We start from the raw sequence: 13,491 nt of genomic DNA on the forward strand, positions 1-13,491 counted from the left end.
ACCCTCTATTCGAGAACCTGTGCAAGGCAGCCCCATCGGAGCGCATGGTGGTCATGTTGGCGGCGAGGACGGATTGGCAGAATCCTGCTTTGGGTGCCTGCATCTCCTCCCTTGGTACTAGGTTTTACTACCACCTTCGGCACTCCACTGGTAGCAAGGCCAAATCAGTGGGGCTTGGGAAGTATTCCCGGCATTCGCGGGACGTTTTCCGTGTCCGCACCCGTGGCGCGCTCCCAATAATCGAATCGCCAGGCCAGCCGGATGCGGCGGCCTCGTTCGAATCGACCAAGGGAATCGCAACCATGACAACAAGATCGCACCCCGGCACACCCCGTCCGCTCGCCCTCGCTGTGCAATGCCTGACACTGGCTGGCAGCCTGGCGCTGGCCACTGCCGCCCAGGCCAAGCCGGTCAGCTGGGAAGACATCGCCAAGGATCATCTGTCCACCGAGAACGTCCTGCAGTACGGCATGGGCACCAATGCACAGCGCTGGAGCCCCCTGGCGCAGGTCAACGAGAGCAACGTATTCAAGCTGACCCCGGCTTGGTCGTTCTCCTTCGGCGACGAGAAGCAGCGCGGCCAGGAATCCCAGGCCATCGTCCATGACGGCGTGATCTACGTGACCGGCTCCTACTCGCGCGTCTTCGCCCTCGATGCCAAGACCGGCAAGCGCCTGTGGAGCTACTCCCATCGCCTGCCCGATGACATCCGCCCGTGCTGCGACGTGGTCAACCGCGGCGCGGCCATCTATGGCGACAAGATCTACTTCGGCACCCTCGACGCCCGTGTCGTGGCCCTGAACAAGGACACCGGCAAGGTCGTCTGGAACAAGAAGTTCGGCGATCACGGCGCTGGCTACACCATGACCGGCGCACCGACACTGGTTAAAGATGCCAAGACCGGCAAGGTGCTGCTGGTGCATGGCAGCTCCGGTGACGAGTTCGGCGTCGTCGGCAAGCTGTTCGCCCGCGACCCGGATACCGGCGAAGAAGTCTGGATGCGCCCCTTCGTCGAGGGCCACATGGGCCGTCTCAACGGCAAGGACAGCACGCCGACCGGCGACATCAAGGCGCCGTCCTGGCCGGACGATCCCAACCACCCGACCGGCAAGAAGGAAGCTTGGAGTCAGGGCGGCGGCGCGCCATGGCAGAGTGCGAGCTTCGATCCGGAAACCAACACCATCATCGTCGGTGCGGGCAACCCCGCCCCGTGGAACGGCTGGGAGCGCACCAGCGATGGCGGCGACCCGAAGGACTACGACAGCCTCTACACCTCCGGGCAGGTCGGCGTCGATCCGAGCACCGGCGAGGTGAAGTGGTTCTACCAGCACACCCCGAACGATGCCTGGGACTTCTCCGGCAACAACGAGCTGGTGCTGTTCGACTACAAGGACAAGAACGGCAAGACCGTCAAGGCCACGGCCCACGCCGACCGCAACGGTTTCTTCTATGTCGTCGACCGCAAGGACGGCAAGCTGCAGAACGCCTTCCCCTTCGTCGACGGCATCACCTGGGCCAGCCATATCGACCTGAAAACCGGTCGGCCGGTGGAGAACGAGGGCCAGCGCCCACCCAAGCCGGAGCCGGGCGAGAAGCACGGCAAGTCGGTCGAAGTATCCCCGCCCTTCCTCGGTGGCAAGAACTGGAACCCCATGGCCTACAGCCAGGATACCGGCCTGTTCTACGTACCGGCCAACCACTGGAAGGAGGACTACTGGACCGAGGAAGTCAGCTACAAGAAAGGCTCCGCCTATCTCGGCCAGGGCTTCCGCATCAAGCGCATGTACGACGACCACGTCGGCATCCTGCGCGCCATGGACCCGACCACTGGCAAGGTAGCCTGGGAACACAAGGAAAAACTCCCGCTGTGGGCCGGCGTGCTGGCGACCAAGGGCAATCTCGTCTTCACCGGCACCAGCGACGGCTACTTCAAGGCCTTCAACGCGAAAACCGGCGACGAGCTGTGGAAGTTCCAGACCGGCAGCGGCGTGATTTCCCCGCCGATCACCTGGGAACAGGACGGCGAGCAGTACATCGGCGTGACGGTCGGTTACGGCGGTGCCGTGCCGCTGTGGGGCGGCGACATGGCCGTACTGACCAAGCCGGTCGCCCAGGGTGGTTCGTTCTGGGTATTCAAACTGCCGGAATGGGAGAAGAAGACCGCCAAGCGATGAGTCGAGCCGTGCCCGCCACCGTGCGGGCACGCCTCATGTTCTGAAGATACAGCGGTTCGCGCGGCGCGCCTGGCCTGGTCGGCTGCGGGTTGGCGCTCTCGTCGACAGGCCCAGGAACGCCGCGCGACCGCTTTTTCTCCCCCGCCCTGCCCCAGGTGACCTCCCATGAACACCGCTAACCGCTTGCTTCTGCCACTGCTCCTGTTGGCCAGCGCGTCCGCCATCGCCGCAGACGACGCTCCTCTGACGATCAACGGCTGCGTACTCCAGCCCGAGAGCCAGTGTGCCAACGCCGACCTGCGCGGCGCCGACCTGAGCAATCAGGATTTGCGCCGTATCAATCTCGCCGGTGCCAACCTGTCCGGAGCCAACCTGCGCCACGCCAACCTCGACCTGGCCAATCTGGAAAAAGCCGACCTCAGCGGTGCCACGCTTAACCGCGCCAGCCTGCAACAGGCCAACCTGCGTCTGGCCAATTTCACCGATGCCCGGCTGATCGCCATCCAGGGCTGGGGCCTGTTCGCCCAGGCCGCCCAGTTCGAGAGGGCCGACCTCACCGGCGCCTACCTCGAGTTCGCCCGCATGAGCGGCGCCCGGATGCACGACAGCACGCTGCACGCCGCCGACCTGGAAATGACCTGGCTGAGCAAGGCCGACCTTCTGGGCGCCGATCTCACCGATGCCAACCTGCAGGAAGCCAAGCTCAACGACGCCAACCTCGGCAACGCCGTGCTGACCGGCGCACGCCGGCATTACGCGACCTTCCAGGGCACCAACATGGAAGGCTGCAAGGACTGCCCGGTCGATTGGGAGAAATGAAAAACGCCGGCGATAGGCCAGTTCAATCGCCGGTATAGAACAAACCATTGGCCTTCGACCTCAGGAAAAGGACTCCTGCGCCGATCAAGTGACTGGGCGGCCTTTGCCCTTCACTGGATGCCAATAAATGTTCAACAAGAACCTGAAACGAGAACTGGCTGAATTGCGCGAGGAAGCCGCAATCAATAAGCAGATCAAGAACTCGTTGTACAGGGAGATGATGGTCCTGGAATTGGACCCGCAAGGACGCATTCAACACGCCAACGAGCTGTTCCTCAGCGAAATGGGTTATCGCCGCGACGATCTGATCGGCCGCTCCGTCGACGACTTCTTCAGCCAGCAGTTTCGTACCGAACCAAACTACGCACGCCTCAAGACCGCCATGCAGCGTGCCGAGCATCTCAGCGGTGCCTATCGACTGCTGCGGGCCGACGGCAAGGAAGCCTGGCTGCGTTCGATCTGGCAGCCGATCAAGGGCTCGGATGGCACGTTGCACCACTACACCCTGTGCGCCACCAACCTGACCCGTACCATCGAAACCTCGCGCGAGCACGAGAGCGTGGTCAACGCGCTGCTGCGCTCCACCGCGGTGATCGAATTCGACCTCGGCGGGCATGTCATCACCGCCAACCAGCGCTTTCTCGACGGCATGGGCTACCGCCTCGAGCAGATCAAGGGCAAGCACCACCGCATGTTCTGTGAACGTGAGGAAAGCGAGTCGCCGGCCTATCGCGAATTCTGGGCTAGCCTCAACCGTGGCGAGTACATCGCCGAACGCTTCAAGCGTATCGATGCCCACGGTCAGACCGTCTGGCTCGAGGCGTCCTACAACCCGGTGCTCGATGCCTACGGCAAGCTGTACAAGGTGATCAAGTTCGCCACCGTCATCACCGATCAGGTCAACCGGGAGATGGCCGTGGCCGACGCCGCAACGATTGCCTACGACACCTCCCAGCACACCGACCTCAGTGCCCAGCGCGGCGCGCAAGTGGTCCAGCAGACGGTCGAGGTGATGCATCGCATCGCCCAGCAGATGCAGGAAGCCTCCGACGGTATCGAGGCGCTGGACAAGCAGTCGCAGCTGATCGGCGCGATCCTCAAGACCATCAGCGGTATTGCCGATCAGACCAACCTGCTGGCCCTCAACGCCGCCATCGAAGCCGCACGGGCCGGCGATCAGGGTCGTGGCTTCGCCGTTGTGGCTGACGAGGTTCGCCAGCTGGCGGCCCGCACCAGCAAGGCCGCCGAGGAAATCGTCGGTGTCGTGCAGAAAAACCAGGACCTGGCGCAATCTGCCGTGCACAGCATGAGCGCGAGCCGCGACCAGGCCGAGCACGGACTGGAATTCGCCAACCAGGCCGGCGCGGTGATCGTCGAAATCCAGGACGGCGCGCAGCGCGTCGTCAGCGCGGTCGGGCAGTTCGCCAGCCAGTTGAAGAACTGATGGCGAGCCAGTCCACAGCAGATCGCACATGAGCGCTACAGCCGGACCGGCACCGCTGCCTCAGGCTGACTCGATCACCAGCGTGCGGAGGACGCAAGCTTGACGCAGAAGCTGATCATTCATATCCGCCAGCATCCGAACATCGACGGGCTGCCGCGCTTCAACGGGCTGACGTCGGCGAACATCGTCACCCCCGCGACGGCGGACGAGTTTCGCGCGGCCGTGGGCGAAATCATGAGTTTTGCCTGCATCGGCTTCGATACCGAATCCAAACCCACCTTCAAGGTGGGCGAAGTCTCCAGCGGTCCGCACCTGATCCAGTTCGCCACCCCGGCAAAGGCCTACCTGTTCAGGATCGGCGTGCCCGGCTGCATCGAAGCGGCCAGCGCAATCCTGCAAGCGCCCGCGCTGACGAAGATCGGTTTCGGGCTGAAGTCGGATCGCTCCAGACTGCACGGCAAGCTGGGCATCCGGCCGGCCAGCCTGCTGGACCTGGGCTCGGTGCTTCGCTATCAGGGCAAGAAGGGCCAGGTCGGCCTGCGTGGTGCGGTGGCCGCGGTGCTCGACGCTCGGATCGACAAATCCCGCAGCGTGGCCACCTCGAACTGGGCGAACCCCGCGCTGACCGAGGCACAGCAGGCCTACGCGGCCAACGATGCCTACGCCGCGCTGCGCGTGTTCCTCGGCCTGAGCGCGGAGCAGCGGGCGATGCTGCTCGCGGCGCTACCGCGCTGACAAGGCTTCGGCGGCGCTCGACCTGAGTCAGGCCAGCCCATGCGCCCGACGTTGCAGGAAGGTCAGCGCGGCATACGCCAGCACCCCCAGCCCCGCCGACAGCCACAGCGCGCGCGTACCGAAGTCGTCGATCAGCAGCGCGAACACCAGCGGCGAAAACGCCTGGGCGAAGCGTGCCGGCACCATCAGCAGCCCCTGGCGCAGGCCATAGCCATGGGGGCCGAATATCGCCAGCGGCAAGGTGCCTTTGGCAATGGTCAGAATGCCGTTGCCGCCGCCATGCAGAAGCACGAATGCGGTGGTCGCAGGCGCACCCGCCAGCATCACGCCAGCCGCACCGATGGGATGGGCGATGGCGGCGAGGCGCGCCGAGATCAGTGGATGGAAGCGCTGCAGCAGGACGAACTCCAGGCAGCGCGCCCCGACCTGGGCCGGTCCGACCAGCGCCGCGATCGCGATGGCCGCGGCCGGTGACAGTCCGGACTCCTGCAGCAGACGTGGCAGGTGCGCCGCCATCGCCGTGCTGGTGAACCAGGTGGCGGCGAAGACGAAGGCCAGCAGCGCCATGGTCAATCCCGCCCCCGAACGCCCGTCTGTCTGCGATTGCTCTGCCGCGGACGGAGCCGGCTGTATGCCAACCGGAATCAGCAGCCGGTTCAATGGCAGCCCGAGCAGCAGATGCGCCCCGGCCCATGTGAGGCATGTGGCGCGCCAGCCGAACTCGGCGTTCAACCAGCCGCTGATCGGCCAGCACACCGTACTGGCGAAGCCGGCGAGCAAGGTGATGCCGGTGATCGCGCCGCGCGCATCGCGACCGTAGATGCCGGCAAGCGTGGAGAAGGCCGACTCGTAAAGGCCGAGCGCCATGCCGATGCCGATCACCAACCAGCCGAGCCAGAGCATCAGCGGTCCGTTGGCCAAACCGAGCATGGCCAGGCCGAGGGCAAAAACGAGGCTGGAAAGCGCCAGCACATCACGCCCGCCGTGATGGTCGATGCGCTTGCCCGACAGCGGGCCGAGGACGGCGGTGACGATCAGTGCCAGGGAAAACGCGGCGAATACATTGCCGGTGGAGATGCCCAATTCGCTCGCCATCGGCTCGGCGAGAATGGCCGGCAGGTAGTAGGTCGAGCCCCAGGCTAGGGTCTGTGCGCTGCCGAGAGCGAGAACGATGCGCAGGCGTGACGGCATGCTCAGCGGCACCCGCCAGCGCTACGTTGCGAGACGAGGATGTGGTGATGGACGCGCTTCATCCGTGCTCCGTGTTGCCGTCAACCAATCGGCCAAGCTCGCCAGGATACGCAATCGGCCGTGACGATTTCGCGTCAGATACCTCGGACCCGGCAAGCCGAACACTGCAGTGTGGCCGAACGCGAACATGCCGGGCACAAAGGCCCGGCATGCTCGGTGCTGCTGCGACTGATCGGTTATAGCGCATCCCAGCGATAACGCACGCCCACCCAGCCCGCCCTCGGCGCGCCAGGGGCGATGAACTGCTCGTGACGCCATTCGTCCGGGTCCGATTCGAAGGCGTTGCCGGCGCCAACAAAGGGATTCTCGGCCAGCGCACCGCCGGTGGCGTAACGCTTGTCGAACAGGTTGTCGACCCGGCCGAACAGCGTCCAGTCACGAGCTAAGCGGTAATCGGCCGTTAGGTTGACCACCGCGTAACCCGGCAGCTTGCCGCTGCCCTCTACCTCGTCGTTGGGCTGATGACGGTTGTTCTCGTTGCCGCGCACGTACTGCGATGAGTACGCCAGGACACTGGTGCCGACTCGCAGCCGCTCGTTGAGATTCCAGTTCAGCCCCAGCTTGAGGTTGTGCTTCGGCAGGCCTGGCAGATAGTCGCCGCTGGACACGCGAATCTCGTCGTCCGGGCAGCCGCCCTCGCCTTCGGTGCTGTTGTTTTCGGCGAGGATGCAGGCCGCGGAGCGGAAGGTCGCATGCAGATAGGTGTAGTCCACTCGCCAGTCGAACGGCCCTTGCGTGCCGGCCAGCCCCAGCTCGATGCCCTGGCGGCGGGTGCGGCCGAAGTTGGTGAAGTAGCCCATGCTGCCGCCGGTGCCGACGAACAGCAGATCATCATGGTTCACGCTGCGAAAGGCCCCGAGGTTCCAGCGGGTGCCGCCCGCCAGTTCGCCACGTACACCGAACTCCAGCGTGCGGGTGACCACCTGTTCGAGGAAGGGATCGGCCGCCATGGCGTTCGGCAGACTGCACGGGTTCGCTGGATCGGCGCAGCCCAGTTCGATTGGCGTCGGCGCGCGATTGCCCTGGGAGAAGCCGCCGTAGACGGTGACCGCCGGTCGCAGCTGCCAGGCAAAGCCCAGCGCGGGATTGAGTTTGCGATAGGTGAAGTCGCCATTTAGTGCATCGCCCATGCGATCGGTGTTCACCACGCGGGTGCGGTTGTAGCGCAGCGAGCCGGTCAGCTGCAGCGCGTCGGTCAGCGCCCAGGTGTCGGTGGCATAGAGGCTGGAAGTACGGGTGCGCCCCAGCAGGCTGTTGGCCTGTTCCTCCTCTTCGCTGGCGGCGATTCCGCGCTCGTCGGTCAGCTCGCCGCCCTGCTCGCTCTGGTGGAAGCTGGCGCGGGTGTTGTCGTGGGACAGTCCGAAGGCGAACTGATGCGCACCTACATGCCGCGCCCACTGCAGCGCCAGACCGTAGGCACGTTGCGCGGTGCGGGTACGGTTCAGCACGCCGCTTTCCGGCCCTACGCCGATAAAGCCGCCGTCTTCCCACGCCTCGTATTCGTCCTCGTACTCATCGTTGCCGTCGCCATTGAGCGTCGCGGTACGTGTGCGGCGCAGATAGACCGTGCCGGACAGCCGATCGTTGTCGTTGAGCCAGTGGCTGGCGGACAGGGCCATCAGGCGGCTGCGGTTCTCGGTCTGATCGGGATAGGTGAAGATCGACTCGCGCCGCTGGTCGTACATGCTCTCCGGAATCAGGCCGTTGCCGATCAGATCGTTGTCGGCATGCGCCAGCGTGAGAGCCAGATCGGTGGTGTCGGTGGTCCAGGCGAACTTGCCGAATAACTGGCGGACCTCGGATGGCGAATGGTCACGCCAGCCGTCCTCGTCCATGCCCTCGGCGGCCAGGTACCAGGAGAATTCCTCATGGCTGCCGCCTTGTTCAATCGCGCCACCCTGGCGTCCGAACGAGCCGCCGTAGAGTTCCGCCGAGCCACCTGGATGGGTATCGCCACGCTTGGTCTGCAGCGCCAGCGCGCCGCCCAGGGTGTTCAGGCCGTACAGCGGGTTCGAGCCCGGCACCAGGGCCATGTTGGCAATGGCGGTGTTCGGGATCAGATCCCAGTGCACCACATCGCCGAACGCTTCATTGACCCGCACGCCGTCGAGAAAAACCGAAAGCCCCTGCGGCGTACCGAGCAGCGGCGAGGCGGTGAAGCCACGATAGTTGAGGTCCGCCTGGTACGGATTGCCCTGGATCTCGTTGATGTTGACGCTCGGCAATCCGCGCTGCAGTTTTTCGGCCAGCGACTGGCCGCCGAGCCGCCGCAGGTCCTCGTCATCCAGCGACTGGATGTTGGACGGCACCTGATCCTTTGGCAGCTCGATGCCCGGCAGCGGCGTGGTACCGACCACCTCCTGGCTGCCGAGATCGAGCGTCTGCTCGGCATGAACGGACGCCGGCAACAGCGCGGCGATGGCGAGGGACAGCAGCGTACGGCGGGGCATCGCGCTGCAACAGAGCTGATACGGCATGGGTGGTCCTTGTTCTTGTTGGCCAATCGGTCTGGCCAGGCCACCGGCATTCGCGACGCGGCGAGAACCGCGGGCAACCGCATGCTGGCAACCTGCCAGACGCGATTATCGAGAGCCATGCCGCGGTGCCGACAGGGAAGAATTCCCGGCTCTGGCGGGAAAAATTCCCAGCCGCGTGGAGATTGGTCTTACGACCAGCGCACTAACTCGGCCCGCGACTTTCGCAAGGCACAGGCGCCCCGCTCGCCTGGTACAGGCGCGCAGCTGCTGTTCTGGAAAAATTGGACAGGTGCTTTGGACTCAGCACACAGTCATGTCGCGCTGCATCGAAGCAGGAGAGAAGGAAAGAGGCCTATCAGGCCTCGCACAGCATTCGGTCACCGACGCGGAGCAAACCCTGATCGATGGCCAGGTGCACGAGTTCAGCCTGGGAGCTGACCTCCAGCTTGCTTTTCAGCAGGGCCATATGGTTCGAAACGGTCTTGCTGCTGATGCACAGCCGCTCGGCGATCTCCCGATTGCCGATGCCACGCGCAAGCATGATGAAGATTTCCATCTCGCGCGGCGTCATCTCGGCCAGTCGCCCCTTGATTGGCGACTGCGACGGCCGCTGGCACGCCAGCTCGGTCGCCAGCGGCTGCTCGATGAAGGTCTGCCCGGCAAGCACCTTGCGCACCGCCTCCACCAGCACGTCCGGCGCGCAGCGCTTGGTCAGATAGCCGGAGGCACCGGCATCCAGTGCCTGCCGGACCAGTGCCAGCTCGTCGTGCATGCTGAACACCAGCACCGGCAAAAGCGGCAACCGCTGACGCAGACGCCGACAGGTTTCCAGACCGCTGATGCCCGGCAGGCCGAGGTCGAGCACGACCAGGCTGGGAATCGATTCCTGCACCTGTTCCAGCGCCTGCTCGCCACTGGCGGCTTCACTGACTGTCACTTCCGGAAGCAATGCCTTGAGCAGGCTCGCATAGCCCTGACGCACTACCGCGTGGTCATCCACCAGCAGAATCTTCATGACGTGGCTCCTTGCAAAGGCAACTTGAGATAGAGCGCCCAGCCCTTGCCGGCGCGGTGGCGCATACGCAGCCGGGCACCCAGGCAGCGCGCGTGCTCGACCATCGAACGCAGGCCGACCCCCGGCCGTTCTGGCGGCAACCCATGGCCATCGTCCCGCAGCAGCAGGCGCAGCCCGTTGTGACCGCCACACAGATGCAGGCACACGCGAGTCGCGCGCGCATGCCGCGCCACGTTGGTCAGCGCCTCCTGCACCATGCGATAGAGATGCACCTTGGCGTCCATCGACAGCGCTGGAATCGGTCCGCGCAGCCGGAGCTCGCACTCGATGCCCTGGGTGCTCTGCCACTGCTCGGCGAGTTGCTCGATGGCGTCTTCCAGGTTCAGGTGATCGAGCATCACCGGATACAGGTCTCGCACTAGCGTGCGAAAACCGTTCTGCAGATCGAGGCTGTGTTGCTCGAGGTGCGCCGCGGTTTCGCGAACGGCGTCGGGTTGCTCTGCCTGGACGCGCAGCAGGCAGGCCCGCGCGCGGATACCGGCCAGATACTGGCCAAGGTCGTCATGCAGCGCCTGCGCCAGCCGGGTGCGCTCACGTTCCTGCAGCGCCAGCAGCGCCTGGGTCAGCTGCTCGTTGTCGGCCCGCGCATCTTCGAGTGCAGCGGCCATGTGATTGAAGCGCTCGGCGAGCTTGCGCGACTCGGCGAAGCGATGCGATGGCAGACGGGTATCGAGGCGGCCATCAGCGATACGCACAAGTGCGCCCAGCAATTCGCCGAGCACACGCATGCCTGGGCGCACGGCCCAGCGGATCGCCAGCAGGCAAAGCAGCAGCGCCAGGCCGAACAGCACCAGCAGCTGCAGCAACGAATCCCTGACCTCTTCCACTTCGTCATGCGGATCGACGCTGATATGCAGCCGCTGGCCATTGGTTAGCTGAAGGACGCTGGGCGACGACAGCTCGGCGGGGTACAGCCAGGTCCCGAGCCAGTCGTCGAGCGCCGGATCGCCCCCGACGGGCATCGATTCGGTGGCGTCCAGCCAGCGCACGCGAATGTGGCGCAGGCTATCGGTCAGGCCCGGGCTGAGGGAGTCGGGATCACGCTCGGCCATCTCGCCGAGATAGCCAACCACCGCCGCCGCGGCATCGAGCTCGCGCTGTACATCGTGGGCGGCCTGGCGCAGCAACACGGCCAGACAGACCACGGTCACAACGGCAAAGAACAGCGTGACCAGCAGATTGATTCGCCAGAGTGCGGACATATCGGCAACTCCCGGAGATCAGCGCCGAGCGCCAGTCCGCTTCACTTGACCACGAACCGGCCTTCCATGCCCTTGTTCTGCAGCCCCTTGCAGTAGAACGGGTAGCTGCCCGGCTTGACGGGCAGGAAGAAGATTTCCGCCTCGCCGGCATCCTCGAACTCCAGCTCGACCAGCGTGATCGCCTTGATCTCCACCCCACCGGCCTCGACCTTGCGCAAGAAGATCGACTTGGCGAATTCGGGCGCTTGGAACGCACACTCCTTCTGGCCATCGGAGCTGACCTTGAGCTGATAGGCGACACCGGTCTCCAGCTGATATTCCTTCTGCGACACGGCGTAATCGCTCTGCTCGGAACCGAACTTCAGATCCGGCAAGGCCTGGGTACGACGGGTCAGGTCGCCAGCGGCGTGGCTGTGATCGAACCCGACCAGGCTGCCAACGAACAGCAGGTTGAGCAGCAGAGCTTTATATGTGGGCATAGGGATGGCCTCGTTATTGTTATCGGACGGACTCATGCTAGGGGTAGCCGTCGTTCGCTTACCTACTACCTTGGTACCGCCCGAGCGGTACTTTCTGCATATTCCCCCGCTCGGCCATGGTTCCTATGCTGCCTGCAACGTCACAGGAGCTGCCCATGAGCCACGCATTACGACGAGTCGGTTTCCTGATCGCCCTCACCTGCTGTACACAGTTCGCTGCAGCGGCGTCCAGCCAGGAGCTGGCGATACGCATCGGTTATCTCGGTTATCGTCCAGACACCGGCCCTGTGCTCTCCAACGTCATTCCCGAACCTGAAGACGCCGGCCTGCGCGGCGCCGAACTGGCCATCACCGACAGCAACAGCACGGGACGTTTTCTCAAGCACAGCTATGTGCTCGAAGCGGCCACCAGCGAAACGCCGGAAGAACTCCTGGAACAGGCCGGCAAGCAGTACGCCGACGGCCTGCGCCTGTTCGTGGTCAACGCGCCGGCCGAGTCCCTGCGCCAGCTGTCGGACGCCATGCCGGAAGCGCTGCTGATCAACGCAGGCAGTGCCGACGATGCACTGCGCAGCCAGCGTTGCCTGGCGAATGTCCTGCACACCCTGCCGAGCCGCAGCATGCTCGCCGATGCGCTCGGCCAGTTTCTTGCGGCACGTCGCTGGAATCGCTGGATGCTGATCGTCGGTCCGACTGCTGAGGATCAGGCCTATGCCGAGGCTTTGCGCCGCGCGGCCAAGCGCTTCGGTCACCGCATCGTCGAGGAGAAGCCCTGGAGCTTCGATAACGACCAGCGCCGCAGCGCCCAGGCCGAGATGCCGTTGTTCACCCAGGGCGCCGAATACGACGTGGTGCTGGTGGCGGACGAGCGCGGCGACTTCGGTGAGTACGTGCCGTACCACACCTGGTTGCCGCGCCCGGTGGCCGGCACCCAGGGCCTGACCGCCACCGGCTGGCACAAGACGGTGGAAACCTACGGCGCCGCCCAATTGCAGAAACGCTTCGAGGCGCATGCCAAGCGCTGGATGAACGACCGCGATTTCGCCGCCTGGATGGGCGTGCGCAGCCTCGCGGCGGCGGTCACCCGCCTGCGCAGCACAGACGCTGCAGCAATCCGTCAGCTGTCGCTCAGCGGTGAGCTGCCGCTGGATGGTTTCAAGGGTCGCAAGCTGAGCTTCCGCCCCTGGAATGGCCAGCTGCGCCAGCCGATCCCGCTGGTACACCCGCGTGCACTGGTATCGAACTCGCCACAGGACGGCTTTCTGCATCCCACCAGCGAACTGGACACCCTCGGCTTCGACGCACCGGAAAGCAGCTGCCGCCTGAACGAGGCCCGCCCATGAGTCGTCTCGCTGCAGCCGCGCTGCTCGGCCTTGCCACCCTGCCCGCCAGCGCCGACGAACTGGGCTATGAGGCCTATGTCGACAGCCCCAAGCGCATCAAATGCCTCTACGGCTATGTGACGGCGAAGACCGGCAACTTCGATGCAGCCAAGGCGATCTTCGAGGACTGCGTGGCGCGCTGGAACGACGTCTACTCGATGATCTCGCTGGCACAAATGTACGAGAGCGGCAGCGGCATGGAGCCGGATCTGAGCAAATCCGCCGCGCTACTGAAGAAAGGCGCGGAGCAACCGGACGACGCCAGCTACGTCAGCCTGGCGCGCTACCACTGGGGTGTCGCGCTGGCCGAGGGTCGTGGCGTCGAAGCCGATCAGGTCGCTGCACGCCACTGGCTCCAGCGCGCAGCCGCCGGCGGCCAGGAAGAAGCCGAAGACTATCTGCGTCAGCTGGACAGCAGCGACGCCACTGCCCCCATCACACAATAACGACAAG

General features: G+C 64.8%; 11 protein-coding genes. 6 read left to right on the plus strand and 5 right to left on the minus strand.

The features are described 5' to 3' along the window. The first annotated feature begins 302 nt into the window (after positions 1 to 302). The 4 genes from exaA (at position 303) to NAO55_RS06700 (ending at position 5,172) form a co-directional block, all read left to right on the plus strand. Complete coding sequence (gene exaA / locus NAO55_RS06685) at positions 303 to 2,174, plus strand: quinoprotein ethanol dehydrogenase (RefSeq protein WP_102840993.1); 1,872 nt, start codon at positions 303 to 305, stop codon at positions 2,172 to 2,174. A gap of 165 nt (positions 2,175 to 2,339) precedes the next feature. Beyond that, positions 2,340 to 2,993 (plus strand): pentapeptide repeat-containing protein, encoded by a 654-nt coding sequence (locus tag NAO55_RS06690; protein WP_102840992.1) that lies wholly within the window; start codon positions 2,340 to 2,342, stop codon positions 2,991 to 2,993. Positions 2,994 to 3,120: 127 nt separating this feature from the next. Beyond that, entirely contained in the window at positions 3,121 to 4,437 is a 1,317-nt protein-coding gene (locus tag NAO55_RS06695; protein ID WP_102840991.1) for a methyl-accepting chemotaxis protein, read from the plus strand. A gap of 99 nt (positions 4,438 to 4,536) precedes the next feature. Further along, on the plus strand, positions 4,537 to 5,172 hold the full coding sequence (locus NAO55_RS06700) for a 3'-5' exonuclease (RefSeq protein WP_102840990.1): 636 nt from the start codon (positions 4,537 to 4,539) through the stop codon (positions 5,170 to 5,172). 27 nt (positions 5,173 to 5,199) lie between these two features. Here the strand turns inward: NAO55_RS06700 and NAO55_RS06705 are convergent, their stop codons facing one another. From NAO55_RS06705 to NAO55_RS06725, 5 genes are all read right to left on the minus strand, one after another. Beyond that, positions 5,200 to 6,363 (minus strand): MFS transporter, encoded by a 1,164-nt coding sequence (locus tag NAO55_RS06705; protein WP_102840989.1) that lies wholly within the window; start codon positions 6,361 to 6,363, stop codon positions 5,200 to 5,202. A 236-nt stretch (positions 6,364 to 6,599) separates the two neighbouring features. Then, positions 6,600 to 8,900, minus strand: a complete 2,301-nt coding sequence (locus NAO55_RS06710; RefSeq protein WP_102840988.1) for a TonB-dependent receptor — start codon at positions 8,898 to 8,900, stop codon at positions 6,600 to 6,602. Between the two features lie 355 nt (positions 8,901 to 9,255). Continuing rightward, on the minus strand, positions 9,256 to 9,915 hold the full coding sequence (locus NAO55_RS06715) for a response regulator transcription factor (RefSeq protein WP_003298864.1): 660 nt from the start codon (positions 9,913 to 9,915) through the stop codon (positions 9,256 to 9,258). Next, positions 9,912 to 11,177: a HAMP domain-containing sensor histidine kinase gene (locus NAO55_RS06720; protein ID WP_102840987.1), complete on the minus strand. Its 1,266-nt coding sequence runs from the start codon at positions 11,175 to 11,177 to the stop codon at positions 9,912 to 9,914. The genes NAO55_RS06715 and NAO55_RS06720 overlap by 4 nt, the downstream gene beginning before the upstream one ends. A gap of 41 nt (positions 11,178 to 11,218) precedes the next feature. Then, positions 11,219 to 11,656 (minus strand): cupredoxin domain-containing protein, encoded by a 438-nt coding sequence (locus NAO55_RS06725; RefSeq protein WP_102840986.1) that lies wholly within the window; start codon positions 11,654 to 11,656, stop codon positions 11,219 to 11,221. Between the two features lie 155 nt (positions 11,657 to 11,811). On the opposite strand from NAO55_RS06725, the gene NAO55_RS06730 reads away from it, so the two are divergent. Together NAO55_RS06730 and NAO55_RS06735 are read left to right on the plus strand one after the other, a co-directional pair. Further along, positions 11,812 to 12,999, plus strand: a complete 1,188-nt coding sequence (locus tag NAO55_RS06730) for an ABC transporter substrate-binding protein (RefSeq protein ID WP_102840985.1) — start codon at positions 11,812 to 11,814, stop codon at positions 12,997 to 12,999. Then, positions 12,996 to 13,484: a tetratricopeptide repeat protein gene (locus tag NAO55_RS06735; RefSeq protein WP_102840984.1), complete on the plus strand. Its 489-nt coding sequence runs from the start codon at positions 12,996 to 12,998 to the stop codon at positions 13,482 to 13,484. The genes NAO55_RS06730 and NAO55_RS06735 overlap by 4 nt, the downstream gene beginning before the upstream one ends. The last annotated feature ends 7 nt before the right edge of the window (positions 13,485 to 13,491 follow it).

Source organism: Stutzerimonas frequens, assembly GCF_024448335.1.
Classification (GTDB): Bacteria; Pseudomonadota; Gammaproteobacteria; order Pseudomonadales; family Pseudomonadaceae; genus Stutzerimonas; species Stutzerimonas frequens.